The organism is Paenibacillus sp. NPDC093718, from assembly GCF_050279985.1.
GTDB lineage: Bacteria > Bacillota > Bacilli > Paenibacillales > Paenibacillaceae > Paenibacillus_AQ.
The window spans coordinates 13,631-31,075 of sequence record NZ_JBNNUS010000006.1 but is presented as its reverse complement, the minus strand read 5'-3'; the positions used below and the strand labels follow the sequence as shown (position 1 = coordinate 31,075).

Here is a 17,445-nt window from a genome sequence, read left to right as displayed (position 1 = left end):
TCACCGGCTCTCTCCTCCCTTCGGATGTCCAAGCATATCCCAAACCTGATCTTTACCCGGTTTACCGAGCAGCTGATATTCGCTGCCCTCAATTGCGTCGTCGAACTGGCATACAGGCCGGAAGGAACAGTACGTGCAGGCCGTCTCCTGCTGAATCCGGTATGGCACAATTGCGACATCGCCTCCCGTAATTCTGGAGCCTATATTCAGCATGTTCTCCCGCACGGCGGACAACAAGGTCTTCCACTGGTCAGGCGTTGCCACGGCCGCGCTGCTGTAGAAGCTGCCGTCCGTTTTGACGGCGACGGGCAGAATGGTCGAGTGCCCTTTTTCAAGGAATGAATCCATGAGGGAAACCGCTTCGCGGTCTGCCAGCAGCAGGCCCTTCATTTTGTATCGTTTGAGCAGCTCTTCTGCCGCCTGCTCCGGCGTCATGCCGTTTGCGGATTGCAAAATAGGATCATGAACGTGGAAATACAAGGTACCCGCAGGCAATGCCTGCTCGCCGAGCCAGTCCTCCGCAAACGTCAGCAGCACGTCCAGATAGGTCAGCATCTGCAAGGATAACCCGTAATAGACCTCATGCAATCGCAGATCCTTCTGGCTGGATTTATAATCAATGACCCGAAGCATAATCCCATGCTCTCCGCGTGCCATGTCGACCCGGTCAATGCGCCCGACAATCTCCATCTTGACCCCGTTTGGCAATTCAAACGTCAGCGGCGGCAGCGGCTTCCCGGGACCGAAATCGAGCTCGAGACCGATCGGCTCAAATTTGCCGCGCCTTGCTTGTTCACCCAAAATTACGGACGCTCTGCCCACGATGTTTTTCAGCTTACGCGAAATATATCCGTATCGCTTGGAGCTCAGTAGAATTTCACCCTGCAGCATGGGAGCAAGCCGATCGACCGTTGCTTCCGCCTCGCGCAGGCATTCCTCCGCGGTCAAGTCTCCCCAGCTTCGATGCTGTGATTGAAACTTCACGGCCATGCTGCTTAAGGCAGCATGAAACAGCTGCCCGATGTCAGGAGCTTGAAGACGGTACAACTGCCGTTCTCTCAGCTTCAAACCATGGGAGGCAAAATGGGAAAACGGACACGCAACAAAGCGTTCCATCCGGGATACGCTTGTCCGCAGCTTCGTTCCGTACAACTGCCTGCTGGTTTCCTGCTTAAGCGGCCGGGCTTCATTCCGGTAGGACAAGGACGAGAGCATCGAAGAAAGACGCGGCCTTAATTCCTGCTGTTCAACATACCAGTTGTACACATGCCACCAAAATTCCGGAATCTCCTCTCCATTCCTCCAGTCACGAAGCCGACCCGTTAAATAAGCAAGCGTCTTATCCGGACGGGCTGCATAATGCTCCTGCTCGCTGGCCGATTGCCCGGCATGCGGTCTTGGAAACAAAGGGACCTCTTCCATCTGAAACATCAGCTTCAAATGGCGTATGACCTCGGATGGCAGCAACGTCTTGCCTTCATCGTCCGCCGCAGGATAGCTGACCCACAGCTGCTTGCTGGCCGAAGTCAGAGCATTATAAATCAGGAACCGTTCATCCAGCAGTCTGCGGGATATGCTTGGAGCAAGCTCCAAGCCGCGGTCTTCGAGCTGTACACGCTCCGGTTCTGTCAGGATCCCATCGTCCTGGAACTGGGCTGGGAGAACACCATCGTTAATGCCGAGCAGAAAAGCATATTTCACCCCGCCCGTCCGTGTCCGATCCATGCTGCCGATCAGCACTTGATCCAGAGAAGGAGGCACCAGAGCCATTTTCATCTCCGTAAGTCCCGTACCCAGCACGCCCGTGAACAATTCGGTACTCAACTTCTCCGTACCCATCATCTCCACAATCTGATCGAGCAGGTCAAGCACGGCCCCCCATACCTGTCGATGCTCCCTGGCTTCCTCAGGACGTCCGGCATCCAGAGCAGCGCGGCTTAACAGCTCGAGCTTCTCGGGAACAGCGGTTTCCTCCAGAAGCCGGTAGACTGCCGTGCTCTGATCCATTGCACTCGTTGCCTTCTTCATTCGCTTCTCAAACGCATGCAGCGGCTCCGTAATCACCTTTCTGGCATACTCAATCGCCTGCATCCCATCCGGATTGCGTACCTCACTCTCCCCGTCTTCTAAGGAGAGACTTGGAATTCCCTTCCAGGGACGTCCATCCGTCCAGCGCGTGCCCTGGATTCCGGAAGCCAGCACATGGTTCTCCAGACGGTCCATGTCCTCACGGGTAAGCGATCCGTCCAGCGGCAGCAGCAGATCCGTCTTCACGCAGCGGAATACGTCCTCATAACGCCAGCGGCGTCCGATGATATCCAGGGCAGCGCGAATAAATTCGACCAGCGGATGATGGAGCTCGCTTCGCTTCTGATCCAGAAAATAAGGAACGCCGTGTTCCCTGAACAAAGGACCTATCAGATGCTCATATTCTCCCATATTCCGGACAAACACGGCCATTTCCCGGTATCTTGCTCCTTCTTCCCGGGCGAGACGCACCATTTCGCGTAAAGCCCCTTCTATTTCAGCCCGGCGGTGACTGGCAGCATGCAGAAGAAGACCTGCCCTGCTGCCGCCTTGATTGCTCACTGTAACTCCGTCCCGGGCAGCTTCCGTCCAACGCTTCTTCCGATCATAACCGCGCTCGAGATGGGCAAGCAGAGGGGATTCTTGAAACCGCGGAAGAACATCGGGTTGCAGAATACGATGCTCCATATCCAGCCCCATCTCATCGGCAATGCCTTCAAGCTTTATGTACGTCACCGCGGTAGGATGAAAGAGATCCAGCTCATGCGGAACATTCCCGTTCGTATAAGGCTTGTCCAGTGTCAACGCAATCGTCACGCGGTTGGCATGCGCCATAATTTCCCGGAGCACCCGGTACTCCTGCGGCGTAAAGCCATGGAAACCATCGATCCATATGTCTGCGCGTTTGATATACTCCGAATGGGTCACGCCCTCTGCCAGTGAGGCCAGCGTATCTTCCTCATCCATGTAGAACCTTGAAATCTCAAGCTCAAAATCGCGAAAGACCGTTACGATGTCCTCCAGCTTGCGCTGAAGCATCGGAGAATTCCCAGAGCCTGACAGCATCTGTCCCAGCTGCTCCTCCACGCAGGCAGCGTCAATGCAATAGCGCTTCATTTCCGTATAAAGCTCGCTCAGCTTACCGACAAAACCATGCTGCTCTCCCGAAGCACCGAACAATTGGAGCTCTTCTTTGCGCCTCCGTAAAATTTTGTACAGCAGCATGCGCTTGCCTTCTTCGCTGATCGCCACCTTCGCGGCCCCGCCGGTTTCCTGCATGACACGGTATGCCAGTCGACGGAAACTGAGCACTTGCGCGCGCATCATCCCGCGAATGCCTCCCGCATTAACGAGTGCATGCTCCGCTTCATAGGACCCTTGCTCGGGAACGATCAGTATCATCGGATTCCCCTTGGGATCTTGCTCCAATCGCTCGATCATCTCTTGGCGGATCGACGTGCTCTTGCCGCTGCCCGACCTGCCGATAACAAATTGAACGCTCATGCTACGCCTCCTTTACATCGTCTCCGAAAAGGACCCCTTCACCTTCCAAAACAAGCTGCGTGTCCGGTGAAATCATGCCCTTGAATCTATTAGAGGTTGTTCAAAAAGTCCGCTTTTGATCACGAAGCGAATCAGGAAGCAGCTCGGCATCGAATCTTGAATTCAGCCGGGCCTTCCGGTGCTCACGTACCCAAATCGTACGCTCCGCTCCTGACGTCCCTAGCTTTATCCAACCTTCTCGGTGCTGAAAATCGACCTTTTTGAACACGTACTATTAGTCAAATGTATCAAAATTCATATAAAATCCCTGACTTGATTCGTTCTCTATCAAAAAAGATGCTGATTACTAGTATAGCATAAGTAACGTTTGATGGAACATACGTTTGGATTTCATTCCCATTCCAAATTATTGCGGGCAACCAAAAAAGGACCCTGCCATCGTGGTTCACCCACCATGTCAAGATCCTTCGCATCTACCGCGCAGCTGCTGCACTTTAAAGTTTCGATTTGCTGCGCACTTCAAACACGGCAAATTTTAAATAATGCCCCTCGTCGACCCCGAGAATTTGCGGATGATCCTTGCCAGCCGCACGCCATTCCACGAGTCTTAGAATTTTTCCGGCGTCTTTTGCCGCATCCTGAATGGTCTCCAGGAACAAATCCGGCCGCATATGGTACGAGCAGCTTGCCGTAACCAAATAACCGCCCTCATTCACCAGTTTCATGCCATGAAGGTTGATGTCCTTATATCCGCGGCAAGCCCCTTTGACGGCAGACCTGGTTTTGGCGAACGCCGGCGGGTCCAGAATGACCACGTCCCAGGAACGTCCGCCTCCCGCGGTCAGCGGTTTGGAGGTATCCACTTTCTGATCCCCTTGTGCACGCAGCTCGCGTTCCTCCAACCCTTTTACCTGATTGCGCAAATATTGGAAGGCATCGTCCACTACAAACTCCACGCGATCCTGGAATCCGTTCAATTCCACGTTCTCTTTGGCGCTTTCAATGGCATGCTCGGATATGTCGAGGCAGGTCACTTTCTTGGCGCCATAAAGGCAGGCATGCAGCGTGAAACTGCCCGTATGCGAAAAGCATTCCAGCACCGTGGCTCCATCCCAATAAGGAAAAGTGACTTCCTTTCCGCTTTTGTTCACCGGCAAGGACTTCATCTCACCGTCCCGTTCCACCGTCTGGAGCGTGATCCCGCTGCGGCTTCCCCAACCGTTCATTAACGGTTTAATGGATGCCCGGTTCTCGCGCTGATCAAAGAAATATCCCGTCTTTTGGCCTTCTTCGATATCCACCTTGATCTTCAGGCCGTTCTCCGTCACCGTTACGTGGCGAGGACATTCTCCGTATAGAATACCCGTACGCTGCTCCAGCCCTTCAAGTTCCCGGATCGATACGTCGCTTCGTTCATAGATTCCTTTCGGCTGGACCACCTCGACAAGCGCGTTCACGATGTCCTCACGGCAGCGATCCATGCCCAGCGTCAGCAGCTGTATGACCAGTACGTCATCAAAACGGTCCACAATCAGCCCCGGCAGAAAATCCGCCTCACCATATACCAGCCGGTAGGCGTTCTCATCTCCGATAAACCGTTCCCGGTGTTTCAGGCATTCCTGAAACCTGGCGGCGAAAAAAGCCTTGTCCATCGTCTCAACGGGCTCGTACGAAACGGTGCGTACGGTGATTTGCGATTGCGGGTTGTAATAACCGGAGGCGAGAAAACGGCCTTGATGGTTTAGTACCGATACGATATCCCCCGGCTTGGGTTCACCCTCGACAGAGGCAATCTCGCTTTTATAAACCCAGGGATGCCCCTGCTCCAGTCTCTTTTTTCGACTGCGCTCCAAAATTACCGATGGCACTGTATTTCACTCCTTAAGTTATCCCTGGCCATTTCCATAGGCATGCATGTCCGCCAAGGGTCATATACGTAATTAAGAAAAAAAGTTTATCGCCGGACTTTCACAGCAGCGGATGCTTCATATCCCCATTTTATTTCACAAAAAGGAGAACATCATGCTATCCTCACTCTGGTTTCCCATCTGTTATGGTCTTGTCCTGTTCCTGTTCGGCATGAAGGTCATGGAGGTTGCCCTCCAACGCTGGGCCGGTCCGCTGCTGCATAAGTGGCTCCATAAAGCGACATCCACACCCCTTAAAGGCATGATCGCCAGCACGGCGGTTACGGCTCTGCTGCAAAGCAGTACCGCCGTAACCGTGCTGGCCATAGGTTTCGCCAATGCCGGATTGTTAAGTCTCGCCGGTACTCTGGGCGTTATTCTCGGCACGAACATCGGTACAACGGTAACCACTGAGCTCATCAGCCTGCAGATCGGACAAGCCGCCATGCCCCTGCTTGTCCTCTCGCTAATGCTATGGGTCGGGGCCGTACTCGTCAGCGAGCGCGTGCCTTCGAGCTACGACAAGTTAAAAAACAATTTGATCCGCAGCCAGTTTTTATGCCTTGCTGTCGCCGGATTCTCGCTGGTGCTGCTTGCTATACAATTCATGCAATCCATCGGCCCGACCCTTCAAAGCCTCGGTTTGTTCCAGTGGTTCCTGGACCACGCTTCGCGGAGCGTCCTCTGGGGAATTGCAGCCGGAACGATATTGACTGCTCTGATGCACAGCAGCGCCGCTGTCATCGCTATGGCTATGGGGCTTGCAGCCAGCGGTGCGCTGCCTCCGGAGATCGGCGTTGCCATCGTTCTGGGCTCCAATGTCGGCACCTGCGCCACAGCGCTTATAGCAGCCATCGGCAGTACCCGAGCAGGGCGATTCGTGGCATGGTCCCATATGGGGCTGAATATCGGCGGAGTCCTGCTCTTTACTCCGTTCATATCGGGCTTAACTGCCGTATCCGGATGGTTAGCGGCGGATCCGGCCGGGCAAATCGCCCATGCGCAAACCTTGTTTAATATCGTATGCTCGCTTATCGCGCTCCCACTATGCTATCTGCCCTTCTGGAACAAGCGGGCACAGACCTAAAGTTTCATATCTTCATCCGCAGGAATGCTAACCTCAAGCAGCGTTAGCGCTTTACGCAGGATGATATCATTGTTGTTATATCCGTTGCTGCGCTGCTTCCTCCATGCGGCCAAAGGCTCGAACCAGTCCACCCCGTTGATTTCCTCGATTTGGGGTTTTAAGCTGCCTTTTTCTGCCTTAACCAGATAGTAATGAACTTCCTTGTCCACCTGGCCGAACTCGGGATGATGGTATTTATATGCAATAATATCCACTGGAGAGGTGATGGATCCGACTATACCTGTCTCCTCGCAAATCTCTCGAAGTGCCGTTTGCTCGACGGTTTCACCGGCTTCCATCTTGCCTTTGGGAAGCGAGGTTTTTCCATAACGGTCCAAAATAAGCTGGATCTGAAGCGCCCCTTCATGATGACGGTATACCACGCCGCCTGCGGAAATCTGTGTATATGTCATGTCCTATTCCTCCTTCATGTACAACAAGGATTCCACTTCCGGTAGCCAGGAAATGAAATCCTTGTCTGGTATGGCCGCTATTGGAATTACTGGGCAGCTGCCTTTAGTCCATGATCCATGACGCTGAGGAGTTCACCCTCGCATTCATTTACACCGGCTTTGGTTACTTTTACGCGGCACAGTTTGCCTTCGAGATCAGGCGATCCGTTGAATACAAGCTGCAGGTAATTATCGCTGTACCCCTGCATCTTTCCGCCGTTAGGAGCACCCTTGTACTCTCGCTCCGGTATCACTTCCAGAATCTGACCCACAAAACGTTCAGCATAAGCAAGCTGCAGCTGCTCCGACAAGTCAATCAAATCATGCACACGTGCATTCTTCACTTCCTCGTCCACCTGATCCTCCATCCGTGCCGCCGGCGTGCCGGTACGCTTCGAATACGGGAATACATGCATCTCGGAGAACTGAATCGCCTTCATCAGGTCATAGCCGTTACGGAACATCTCATCGGTTTCGCCAGGGAAGCCAACGATAACGTCCGTCGTAATGCCTACATCGGGCATCGCTTGACGAATCAAGCCCATCTTGTTATAGAACTCTTCGGTTGTATATTTACGGCGCATCCGTTTCAGTACCGTATCATCCCCCGCTTGCAGCGGAATATGAAGATGGCGGCACATTTTACTGGAACGGTTCAGCACATCCAGCATCTTCTCATCGATCTGGCTTGCTTCGATGGAGCTGATGCGGATTCGTTCCAAGCCGTCTACACGGTCAAGATCCCACAGCAAATCGGACAATCTGTAATCTTCAAGATCATCTCCGTATCCACCTGTGTGAATACCGGTCAGTACGATTTCCTTATAACCCGCTCCAACCAGCTGATGCGCCTGTTTGATGATGCTTTTCGGATCACGGCTGCGTGATAAACCGCGGGACCAAGGGATAATGCAGAACGTACAGAAGTTGTTGCAGCCGTCCTGGATTTTTAGAAATGCGCGAGTGCGCTCCGCGAAATCCGGAACGTCCATTTCCTCAAATACCCGGGTCTTCATAATATTGCGAACAGCATTAATCGGCTGACGCGTCTTTTCAATATCATGGATGAAATCCATGATTTTATCGCGATCCTGGTTCCCGATCACAAGATCCACACCCGGTATATCCAGAATTTCTGCAGGCGAGGTTTGGGCGTAGCAGCCCGTTACAGCCACGATGGCCTCGGGATTGCGGCGAACCGCGCGTCTGATCATCTGACGGCTCTTCTTATCCCCTGTATTGGTAACGTGGCAGGTGTTAATCAAATAAACATCTGCGGTTTGTTCGAAGTCCACCTGGTCGTAGCCTTCATTTTTGAAGTATTGCCAGATGGCCTCGGTATCGTAAAAATTGACTTTGCAACCCAACGTATAAAACGCTACGGATGGCATGTTCAAACGCCCCCCATTTCTCCAGATTCATATAGTGCGCAGGCAAGCGCCGTCATGCCGGCAGTCTCGCAGCGTAGGATCCGCCTTCCAAGTCCAACGGATACGGCTCCTGCATCTTCGGCCGCTCGGCATTCCTCTTCCGTAAAGCCACCCTCGGGTCCAACGACCAGCAGCAGGCTGGCCTTCTCGGCCGATTTCGGCAGCGCCTGCTCTACAAAAGGCTTCAGCACGTCCCTCAGCTGGGAGCCATGCTCTTTTTCATAACAAAAATATACGGCATCATAGCCGGAAAACGCTGCAAGCAGATTTTTCCACGACAAAGGCTGTTCAACAGACGGTATCCGGTTACGATGCGCCTGTTCAGCCGCCTCCTTCGCAATCTTGCGCCAGCGCTCCAGCCGCTTCCCTTCCTTCTTGGCATCGTACTGAACAATCGTTCGGTCCGATAGAAAAGGCACAAAGGACACCGCGCCAATCTCGGTGCACTTTTGGATGACGGTCTCCATCTTATCGCCTTTCGGCAAGCTTTGAGCGATGCTAACTTGCAGACGCGGTTCCTGGGTCATCTCCATGGGTTCAATTACAACGGCAACGACACTGGCCGCCTCGATGCTTTCAATCTCCACCATGGCTTCGCGGGATGCCCCGTCGCTTACAATCAATTTATCACCAAGCCTGCCACGCATGACCTTGGTAATATGACGGGCGTCATCGCCCGTAATCTCAACACGGTCTCCCTCGAATTGTGCGGGAGTCACAAAATATCGCTGCATCTTTAACCTCACCTAACTCCAAAATCGCCAAACCCCATCATACAACTTTTCGTGCAAACTGACTAGAGTAAATCAGAGCCGGTAACCGCCGGTCATCATAATGAACATGTCCAAAAATTTGGAAGACAGCGCATGTGCCGCATCATACAGGGGCTTGATCGTATAATCCTGGAACACGGGCAACAATATGATCAGCAGGAAGAAAAGGATCGACCATTGCTCAAACTTCTGAATCCTCGCACTGAGACGCGGAGGCAGCGCGTTCTCCAGAATACGGTAGCCGTCCAGCGGAGGCAATGGAACAAGATTGAACAGACATAGAAAGAAGTTGAGCAATATGAATATATTAAAGAACAAATGCACCGCTTGATCCGACTTGGTTAATCCGACTGGAGGAATCATTCCTGTTTGATACAGAACAGCATAAATGAGCGCCCCCAGTATCCCCAGCAAAAGGTTGCTCAGCGGACCCACCGCCGCCACAATGATGCTCATTCGGCGCGGGTTGCTAAAGTTCCCACGATTGATCGGTACCGGCCGTGCCCAGCCGAATCCTGCAATCAGCAAGAGAATAATCCCCAGAAAATCAAAATGCACCGCCGGATTCAGTGTAACCCTTCCCAGCAGCTTGGCCGTTGGGTCTCCGAATTTATTCGCAAAATAGGCATGCGAGAATTCATGCACGGTAAAGGCAATAATTAAAGCAATCAGATAAAAAGGAAGTTGTTCCAGCGGATAAAATAACAGTTGGTCCAAAAACTCCATAATCAGTTTTTCCTCGCCACGAACGCAACCCAATCATCCTCGCGGCAGATGTCGGCAATTTCGAAACCGGAGGCAATCAGCGCCTTCTCTACGATCTCTTCTTTGTTCTTGTAAATGCCCGAGGCGATATAAGCGCCTCCCGGCTGAAGAGCCTGGTATACATCGTCTACAAACAACAGGATGACCTCAGCCAAAATGTTAGCCACTACAACTTGCACCGGCAGCGTCACGCCCAGATCCGATGGATCGGATTGATTGGTGATTACAGAGAGCAGATCGCTTTCCTTGACCGTAATCCGATCTTCCAAGCCGTTAAGACGGGTATTCTCCATTGCGCTGGATACAGCAACCGGGTCCAGATCGAGAGCCAGTATCCGCGAAGCTCCCAAATGCGCGGCGCCGATGGAGAGAATGCCAGAGCCTGTCCCGACATCTATGACTTCCTCTCCGCCCTTGATCACCATCTCGAGTGTGCGCAAGCATAACGAAGTCGTCGGATGCGTTCCTGTGCCGAATGCCATGCCCGGGTCCAGCTCAATAATCGATTCTTGATCGGATTCCGGCGTGTACTCTTCCCAGGTCGGCTTGATCGTCAATCGCTCGGATACACGGATCGGTTTGAAATACTGCTTCCAGGCCGTTGCCCATTCATTCTCATCGACCGTCTTCATCTCATACCTGACTTCACCTGTATCAATTCCGAATTCCTTCAGTTCATTCACGCGCGGCGCTATCTCATCACGGATCGCTTCCAGGGTAACCGTCTCATCAAAGTACCCTTTGATAACGGCTTGCCCTTCAGGAATATCGTTAAACGGAACGATCTCATCAAACCACTGTCCAAGGGATGTGTCCCGCTTCTTGTTTGTCGTACCGGATTCTTCGATCGAAACGCCTCCGGCTCCCGCCTCATGCAGGAAATTCGTAATCATCTCCACGGCTTCCTCCGTGGTATGTATCGTTAATTCATGCCATAACATGTGCTACTGTTCCTCCTCATTCATACATAGATATTATTGTACTATATTGAGGACCCCGGATACAAAGTTTGTACTAAAATACCATGAGGACTTTACTTACAAATCGGTCAAATGCGGAATAAGTCTATCAGCGTACTTTCTCAGAAGACAGTCCTCATATGGCGGAAGTTTTACTTGCGGAATAAGGATGGTTATCCTCCGAAGTTTATACTATCTTATATCTTCAACAAAAAGCCCTGCTTACCACCTATGTATCTAGAAAGGTAAGAGGGCTCTTCCATACGCTGCAGCTATAACGATTAATCTACATTTTTACTGGTTTCATCGAGAATTTTCTTCAATTGGCGTTCATCCGCCGCCTCGCTTCTGCGCAGCGCTTCCACATCATCATGATCGGCTTCCATGGCCGAAAATTCAATATCCTCCGCCTTAGCGGATTGAAGCGCAATCATTTTCTCGGTTTTGCTCGAGATTTTCCCTTTTTTTACCCGTCTCATCATGATGCCGTTCTCCTTTCCAAAATATAAGATCAGAGCCATACTTACCTTAAATCATCCCGCCGGATTCTTCGATTAACCGCATGGCTTGCGGGAATACATCTTCGTCCAGTACAACCGTCAGCAAAATATCCCGGCCTTCGGTTCCGTCCTCCCCGCCGCTGCTCATCCCGCTAGCGGACGGATCCGCCGCCCCGAGAATTCCGGCTCCCGGGCCCGAAATTTCCGCATTTAAAGTCAGTGTTGTTAAGCTTGCAATGTTGCCTGTCAACGGATTCATCGGATTGTTGAGCTCCCCGCCGGGATCGGCGCTAAACCGGTCGATGGACATATCGGCAACGCGCAGCGACTGCAATTTGCGGGCTGCATGCTGGGCTTCTTCCGGGCTTTTAAAATACGCCAATATATTTTTCTCTGCCACTTCATTTCACCTGCATTTCCTATTCAAGATTGCAACTTCCTAGATGGAACTCCCCTAGGTTGCTTCATCGTCTAGTGTTTTATTCTTGAGGAACCGGGCTGTTTAAGCTGGCAGACCACCTAAAGCTCCCTTCCGTCCCCAGAAATAAAAAAAAACAGCAGGCCGAAGGTTGATCACCTTAAGCCTGCTGCTGTCTTTAAGCTATGAGGGGGGGTTAACCCCTTAAGTTTGTATTAGTCACCGCGGAATGCTTTTTTTACACGGTCAAAGAAAGACTGTTCCTGCTCATGGGTCTGTTCGCCATCTAAGGAAGCAAACTGACGAAGCAGCTCTTTCTGTTCATCACTCAGCTTGCTTGGCGTAACGACCACAACCTTGACGTGCTGGTCACCCTGTCCCATGCCGCGAAGCCGAGGCACCCCTTTGCCTTTCAGGCGGAAGAAGGTTCCCGTCTGCGTACCGGCCGGGATCTTCAGCTTCACTCTCTCCGTCAACGTCGGGATCTCAATCTCGTCGCCAAGCGCAGCCTGAGCGAAGGTAAGCGGCACTTCGCAATAAATGTCGTCCCCTTCGCGTTCGAAGAAGTCATGCGGCTTCACGCGGATGACGATATACAAGTCACCGGCCGGGCCGCCGCGGAAACCGCCTTCGCCTTCACCTGTCATGCGAAGTTGAGCTCCGTCGTCCACACCGGCAGGCACGCGAACATGAATCTTGCGCTGCTTCTTCACTTTACCGTTACCGTTACAAGTCGAGCAGCGGTCCTTGATGATTTTCCCCGTTCCGTTACAGTTAGAGCAAGCGCGACGGTTTACCATACGTCCAAACGGCGTATTTTGCACGACTTCTTGCTGCCCGCTGCCGTTACACACCGAACATGTATGCGGCTGCGTGCCCGGCTTCGCACCGGAGCCGTGACATGTATCGCATGTCTCCGTTCTCGGGATGGTAATATCCGTTTCCTTACCGAATACCGCTTCCTTAAATTCAACCGTCATCGTATATTGCAGATCGTTCCCCCGCTGAGGCGCACTCGGATCACGGCGACCATTACCGCCAAAGAACATATCGAATATATCTCCAAAACCGCCGAAATCACCGGAGAAACCGCCTCCGCCCATGCCTTGGTTCGGATCGATATGACCATACTGGTCATATTGCGCACGCTTCTGACCATCGCTCAATACATCGTAAGCCTCTTTCACTTCCTTGAATTTGGCTTCCGCGTCAGCCGCTTTGTTCACGTCCGGATGATATTGGCGAGCCATTTTGCGGTACGCCTTCTTGATCTCATCGTCCGATGCATCCTTGCCGACACCGAGCACCTCATAATAATCACGCTTATCAGCCACGGTTTCACCCCAATCTCTTTATTACTCTTTTACATAAGGAAAGCCAAAGTGCGAAGATGCGCAGCTTTGACCTTCCCATACAATCTATTCAGATTAACCTTTGTTTTTATCTTCGTCAACAACCTCGTAATCTGCATCTACGACATTGTCTTTCTTAGGAGCGCCGGAGTCAGCACCTTCAGCACCTTGCTGTTCTTGTTGTGCTGCTTGCTCATACAGCTTAACGGACAGCTGCTGTACGATTTGAGTCAACTCCTCTACCGAAGCGTTAATCTCTTCGAGGTTATCGGATTCAAGGGCCTTCTTCACTTTGTCTTTCGCTTCGTTCGCTTTTTCCACTTCGGAAGCGTCGACTTTGTCGCCCAGATCCTTGAGTGTTTTCTCGGTCGTGTATACGAGTTGGTCCGCATTGTTGCGAGCTTCTACCAGCTCTTTGCGTTTACGGTCTTCTTCGGCATGAAGTTCAGCGTCCTTCATCATTTGCTCAACTTCAGCATCGCTCAAGCCGCTGGAGGACGTGATCGTGATCTTCTGGCTCTTGCCAGTACCTTTATCCGTCGCCGACACGTTTACGATCCCGTTCGCATCGATGTCGAAGGTAACTTCGATTTGCGGCACGCCGCGCGGTGCTGGAGGAATGTCTCCAAGCATGAAGCGTCCCAGCGTTTTGTTGCCTGCAGCCATTTCACGCTCACCTTGCAGCACGTGAATTTCAACGCTCGGCTGATTATCGGCATACGTGGAGAATACTTGGGATTTGCTTGTTGGAATCGTCGTGTTGCGGTCGATCATTTTGGTGAATACGCCGCCTGCGGTTTCGATACCGAGGGACAACGGAGTTACGTCGAGCAACACGACGTCTTTAACGTCACCTGTCAATACGCCGGCTTGAACGGCTGCTCCAAGCGCAACCACTTCGTCAGGGTTGACGCCTTTGTGAGGCTCTTTGCCTGTCAATTTCTTAATCGCTTCCTGTACGGCAGGAATACGAGTGGAACCGCCGACAAGAACGATTTTGTGAATATCGTTAGCGGTCAAACCCGCATCGCTAAGCGCTTGACGAGTAGGGCCAAGCGTACGCTCTACCAGGGAAGCAGACAATTCTTCGAATTTAGCACGAGTCAGGTTGATCTCAAGATGCTGAGGCACGCCGTCAGCAACGGTGATGAACGGCAGCGAAATCGTGGTTGTCAGTACGCCGGACAATTCTTTTTTCGCTTTTTCCGCAGCGTCTTTCAGACGTTGAACAGCAGCTTTGTCTTTGCTGAGATCGATGCCTTGCTCTTTCTTGAATTCGGCTACCAGGTAGTCAATGATCACTTGGTCAAAGTCGTCGCCGCCAAGCTGGTTGTCCCCGCTGGTTGCTTTTACTTCGAAGAAGCCATCGCCCAGTTCAAGAATGGAAACGTCGAATGTACCGCCGCCAAGGTCATATACCAGGATGGTTTGGTCTTCGGATTTCTCCATGCCATAAGCCAATGCTGCAGCTGTCGGCTCGTTGACGATACGCAGCACCTCAAGACCCGCGATTTTACCGGCATCCTTGGTCGCTTGACGCTGGCTGTCATTAAAGTATGCGGGAACCGTAATAACCGCCTGGGTTACTGGTTGGCCCAGATAGGCTTCCGCATCGGATTTCAGCTTCTGCAGAATGATAGCAGAGATTTCTTGCGGCGTGTAGTCTTTGCCGTCGATGGATTCTTTGTGATTTGTACCCATATGACGCTTAATAGAGATAATGGTACGATCCGGGTTGGTGATCGCTTGACGTTTTGCTGTATCCCCAACGATACGCTCGCCGTCTTTCTTAAATCCGACAACGGATGGAGTCGTACGAGCACCCTCCGGATTCGGAATAACTACTGCTTCCCCACCCTCCATTACGGCTACGCAGGAGTTGGTTGTTCCTAAGTCGATACCAATAACTTTGCTCATGTAAAAATTTCCTCCTTATTCATTCACACGAATCCTCGCATGATCTTCATCAAATTTTTTATATGATAAACGACTATCGAAAGTCGCTTACATGCTCACTTTAACCATCGCAGGTCTTAACACTTTATCTTTAAGCATGTACCCCTTCTGCACTTCCTCAACCACGATGCCTTCCTCGTATTCATCGCTTTCCACCTGCATGATCGCTTGGTGATACTCCGGATTGAACGGCTCGCCTACACTCTTCATCGCGGTCAAGCCTTCGGTAGCAAGGACCGATTCCAACTGGCGGAAAATCATGCTGACTCCCTTGGAGAAGGATTCAAACTCCGGGTTCTCCTCGGATGCCTGAAGGGCACGCTCAAAATTGTCGATGACGGGCAGAAGCTCCGTAATCAGTTTGGAAGAAGCATATTTGCCCAGATCTTCTTTCTCCTTCTGGGTGCGACGACGGAAGTTGTCAAAATCCGCTTGTACTCGCAGGGTACGCTGCTGGTGCTCCAGCACCTCAGCCTGAAGCTTCTCAAGCTCTGCTGAACCTGCTTCATCAGCCGATTCCGTTACAGGAATCTCCTGTTCGGGATTTACGGCTTCCTCCGCAGATCCGCTCTCACCCGTGTTTGGCGTGTTCTCCAAAGTTTCTTCCATCGTTTCTTCTGTAACTGTATCTTGAACGGCATCCTTATGCTCATTATTCAAGACGCCTTCACCTCCTTCATATTCTAAAACAGTCTATCCGTGATTTGTTCTATACCCTAAGCGTTATTCGCCTATTTCTTTCATCTTGATGACGTGATGAATCCGCAGCACGGCTGCTGCGACTTCACCGGCTGCCCGCAGGCCGTGAAGTTTAACCGGTGCGGGATCCAGCACGCCCAGCTCCTCATAATCAACAACCCGGCCGCTGTCGCAATCAATACCCATGCAATCAGAGTCGGCACGGATTTGCGCTGCGCGCACTTCTTCCATCTTCTCGAGTGGATTGTAACCGGCATTGAGCAGTATCTGCGACATCGGCTTGCGCAGAGCCGCCGAAACGGCTTCCATGCCGAAGGCTTCCATGCCTTTTTGAGCCTCCCGGATCCGTTCCAACTCGTAGGACACCGCGAGTTCGCTTGTCCCGCCGCCCGGAAGCACCCCTCCGGAAACGGCAGCCTGCAGTGCCGAGGCCGCATCTCCCGCGATTCTGGCCGCCTCGCCTACGACCTCCGAAGTGCTTGCCCCAACAATGACCGTCACAATACGGTCCTTGTCTTGGCTGCCGCAGGACAGCCGGATTTTCTCGATGCCTTCATCATAAGCGACACGCGGGGTATCACCCAGAAGGACCGCAAGCTCCTTCGAGTCTTTATGTAACGCCTTGCGGCGTAGGGGAGTAGCTCCCGTCATGTCACTTACCCGGCGAAGATCCGCACGGGACACGCGCGGCACAACCATCATGCCGTGATCCAGGCAAAACTGCTCCGCATCCGGGTGGATGCCTTTTTCAAGCAGGATGAGTTTTACGGACAGCTCGGACAATCTCTCCAAATCTGAAGCGAACAGTTTTCGGAGATCCATATATTGCGCAAATCCGGCTTCGGTTGTGAGGGCCTCTTCATCGATCTCATCCGGCTCCAGAGAATCAAACAGCACCAACACCTTTGCATTGTCATAAGACTTGGACTCGCGGGCGAAGATCGGCCGCTGCCGGAGCAGGACTCCCTCAAACACTTCATTCTCGGCATTCTCCAGGGCAATTATACTGTCTGCCAGCGAGTAGGAAGGATCCTGAAGACGGGTGATTCCCGCTTTTCGCGCAGCTTGCATTATCAGCTCCACGATGTCCTTCCGTTCACGCCCCGCAACGTACACCGTCCGTTCCAGCAGCGGATCATCCAATCCGTCGATCAGCCGAACCCGCTTTGTTAAGAGCTCCATCGACTTCTCGATTCCCTGACGCAGCCCCTCCACCACCTTGGATGCAGGCACCCCGCGGGTGATGCGGGAAACCCCTTCCTGCACGAGTGCGCCTGCAAGCACGGTAGCCGTTGTGGTTCCGTCGCCGATTTTCTCCTGCTGCGCTCTTGCCACCTGAATAAGAAGGCGGGCTGCCGGGTGGGTAACATCCATTTTATCCAGAATGGTTACCCCGTCATTGGTAATGACCACTTCGCCGCGGGGACCTACCAGCATCACGTCGAGCCCCTTGGGACCAAGCGTGCCTTCTACAGCGGACGTGACGGCCCGGACGGCATTACTGTTGTTTAATAGCGTAGAATAACGTTCATCTCCGTCCACTTGGCTATGTTGTCCTTGGCTCATCTGTCTCACTC

The 17,445-nt window shown here is 52.3% G+C and carries 14 protein-coding genes; 1 reads left to right on the top strand and 13 read right to left on the bottom strand.

Features of this window, described 5'->3' with window-relative positions; all coding sequences use genetic code 11:
* Positions 1 to 3,531: a helicase-exonuclease AddAB subunit AddB gene (gene addB / locus ACQKPA_RS18470; protein WP_427494024.1), complete on the bottom strand. Its 3,531-nt coding sequence runs from the start codon at positions 3,529 to 3,531 to the stop codon at positions 1 to 3.
* A gap of 494 nt (positions 3,532 to 4,025) precedes the next feature.
* A complete protein-coding gene (locus ACQKPA_RS18465) occupies positions 4,026 to 5,399 on the bottom strand; it encodes a class I SAM-dependent rRNA methyltransferase (RefSeq protein ID WP_427494023.1) in 1,374 nt (457 codons plus the stop codon).
* Between the two features lie 154 nt (positions 5,400 to 5,553).
* Between ACQKPA_RS18465 and ACQKPA_RS18460 the strand changes: the two genes are divergently transcribed.
* On the top strand, positions 5,554 to 6,525 hold the full coding sequence (locus ACQKPA_RS18460; protein WP_427494022.1) for a Na/Pi cotransporter family protein: 972 nt from the start codon (positions 5,554 to 5,556) through the stop codon (positions 6,523 to 6,525).
* Here ACQKPA_RS18460 and ACQKPA_RS18455 read toward each other — a convergent pair.
* From ACQKPA_RS18455 to ACQKPA_RS18405, 11 genes are all read right to left on the bottom strand, one after another.
* Positions 6,522 to 6,977, bottom strand: a complete 456-nt coding sequence (locus ACQKPA_RS18455; protein WP_427494021.1) for an NUDIX hydrolase — start codon at positions 6,975 to 6,977, stop codon at positions 6,522 to 6,524. The two genes, ACQKPA_RS18460 and ACQKPA_RS18455, sit on opposite strands and share 4 nt — an antisense overlap.
* Positions 6,978 to 7,063: 86 nt before the next feature.
* Positions 7,064 to 8,407, bottom strand: a complete 1,344-nt coding sequence (mtaB, locus tag ACQKPA_RS18450) for a tRNA (N(6)-L-threonylcarbamoyladenosine(37)-C(2))-methylthiotransferase MtaB (protein ID WP_194541629.1) — start codon at positions 8,405 to 8,407, stop codon at positions 7,064 to 7,066.
* Between the two features lie 2 nt (positions 8,408 to 8,409).
* Complete coding sequence (locus ACQKPA_RS18445; protein ID WP_427494020.1) at positions 8,410 to 9,180, bottom strand: RsmE family RNA methyltransferase; 771 nt, start codon at positions 9,178 to 9,180, stop codon at positions 8,410 to 8,412.
* Positions 9,181 to 9,252: 72 nt separating this feature from the next.
* Entirely contained in the window at positions 9,253 to 9,945 is a 693-nt protein-coding gene (locus ACQKPA_RS18440) for a site-2 protease family protein (RefSeq protein ID WP_427494019.1), read from the bottom strand.
* A gap of 2 nt (positions 9,946 to 9,947) precedes the next feature.
* Positions 9,948 to 10,925, bottom strand: a complete 978-nt coding sequence (gene prmA / locus ACQKPA_RS18435) for a 50S ribosomal protein L11 methyltransferase (protein WP_427494018.1) — start codon at positions 10,923 to 10,925, stop codon at positions 9,948 to 9,950.
* A 299-nt stretch (positions 10,926 to 11,224) separates the two neighbouring features.
* Positions 11,225 to 11,425 (bottom strand): YfhD family protein, encoded by a 201-nt coding sequence (locus ACQKPA_RS18430; protein ID WP_427494017.1) that lies wholly within the window; start codon positions 11,423 to 11,425, stop codon positions 11,225 to 11,227.
* A gap of 46 nt (positions 11,426 to 11,471) precedes the next feature.
* Entirely contained in the window at positions 11,472 to 11,843 is a 372-nt protein-coding gene (locus ACQKPA_RS18425; RefSeq protein ID WP_427494016.1) for a hypothetical protein, read from the bottom strand.
* Positions 11,844 to 12,076: 233 nt separating this feature from the next.
* Entirely contained in the window at positions 12,077 to 13,195 is a 1,119-nt protein-coding gene (dnaJ, locus tag ACQKPA_RS18420; RefSeq protein ID WP_427494015.1) for a molecular chaperone DnaJ, read from the bottom strand.
* Between the two features lie 93 nt (positions 13,196 to 13,288).
* A complete protein-coding gene (dnaK, locus tag ACQKPA_RS18415) occupies positions 13,289 to 15,130 on the bottom strand; it encodes a molecular chaperone DnaK (protein WP_113058331.1) in 1,842 nt (613 codons plus the stop codon).
* An 87-nt stretch (positions 15,131 to 15,217) separates the two neighbouring features.
* Positions 15,218 to 15,829: a nucleotide exchange factor GrpE gene (gene grpE / locus ACQKPA_RS18410; RefSeq protein ID WP_427494014.1), complete on the bottom strand. Its 612-nt coding sequence runs from the start codon at positions 15,827 to 15,829 to the stop codon at positions 15,218 to 15,220.
* A gap of 63 nt (positions 15,830 to 15,892) precedes the next feature.
* The gene (locus tag ACQKPA_RS18405; protein WP_427494013.1) at positions 15,893 to 17,434 is read right to left on the bottom strand and encodes a TCP-1/cpn60 chaperonin family protein; all 1,542 of its coding nucleotides are present in this window, start codon (positions 17,432 to 17,434) and stop codon (positions 15,893 to 15,895) included.
* Between the last annotated feature and the right edge of the window lie 11 nt (positions 17,435 to 17,445).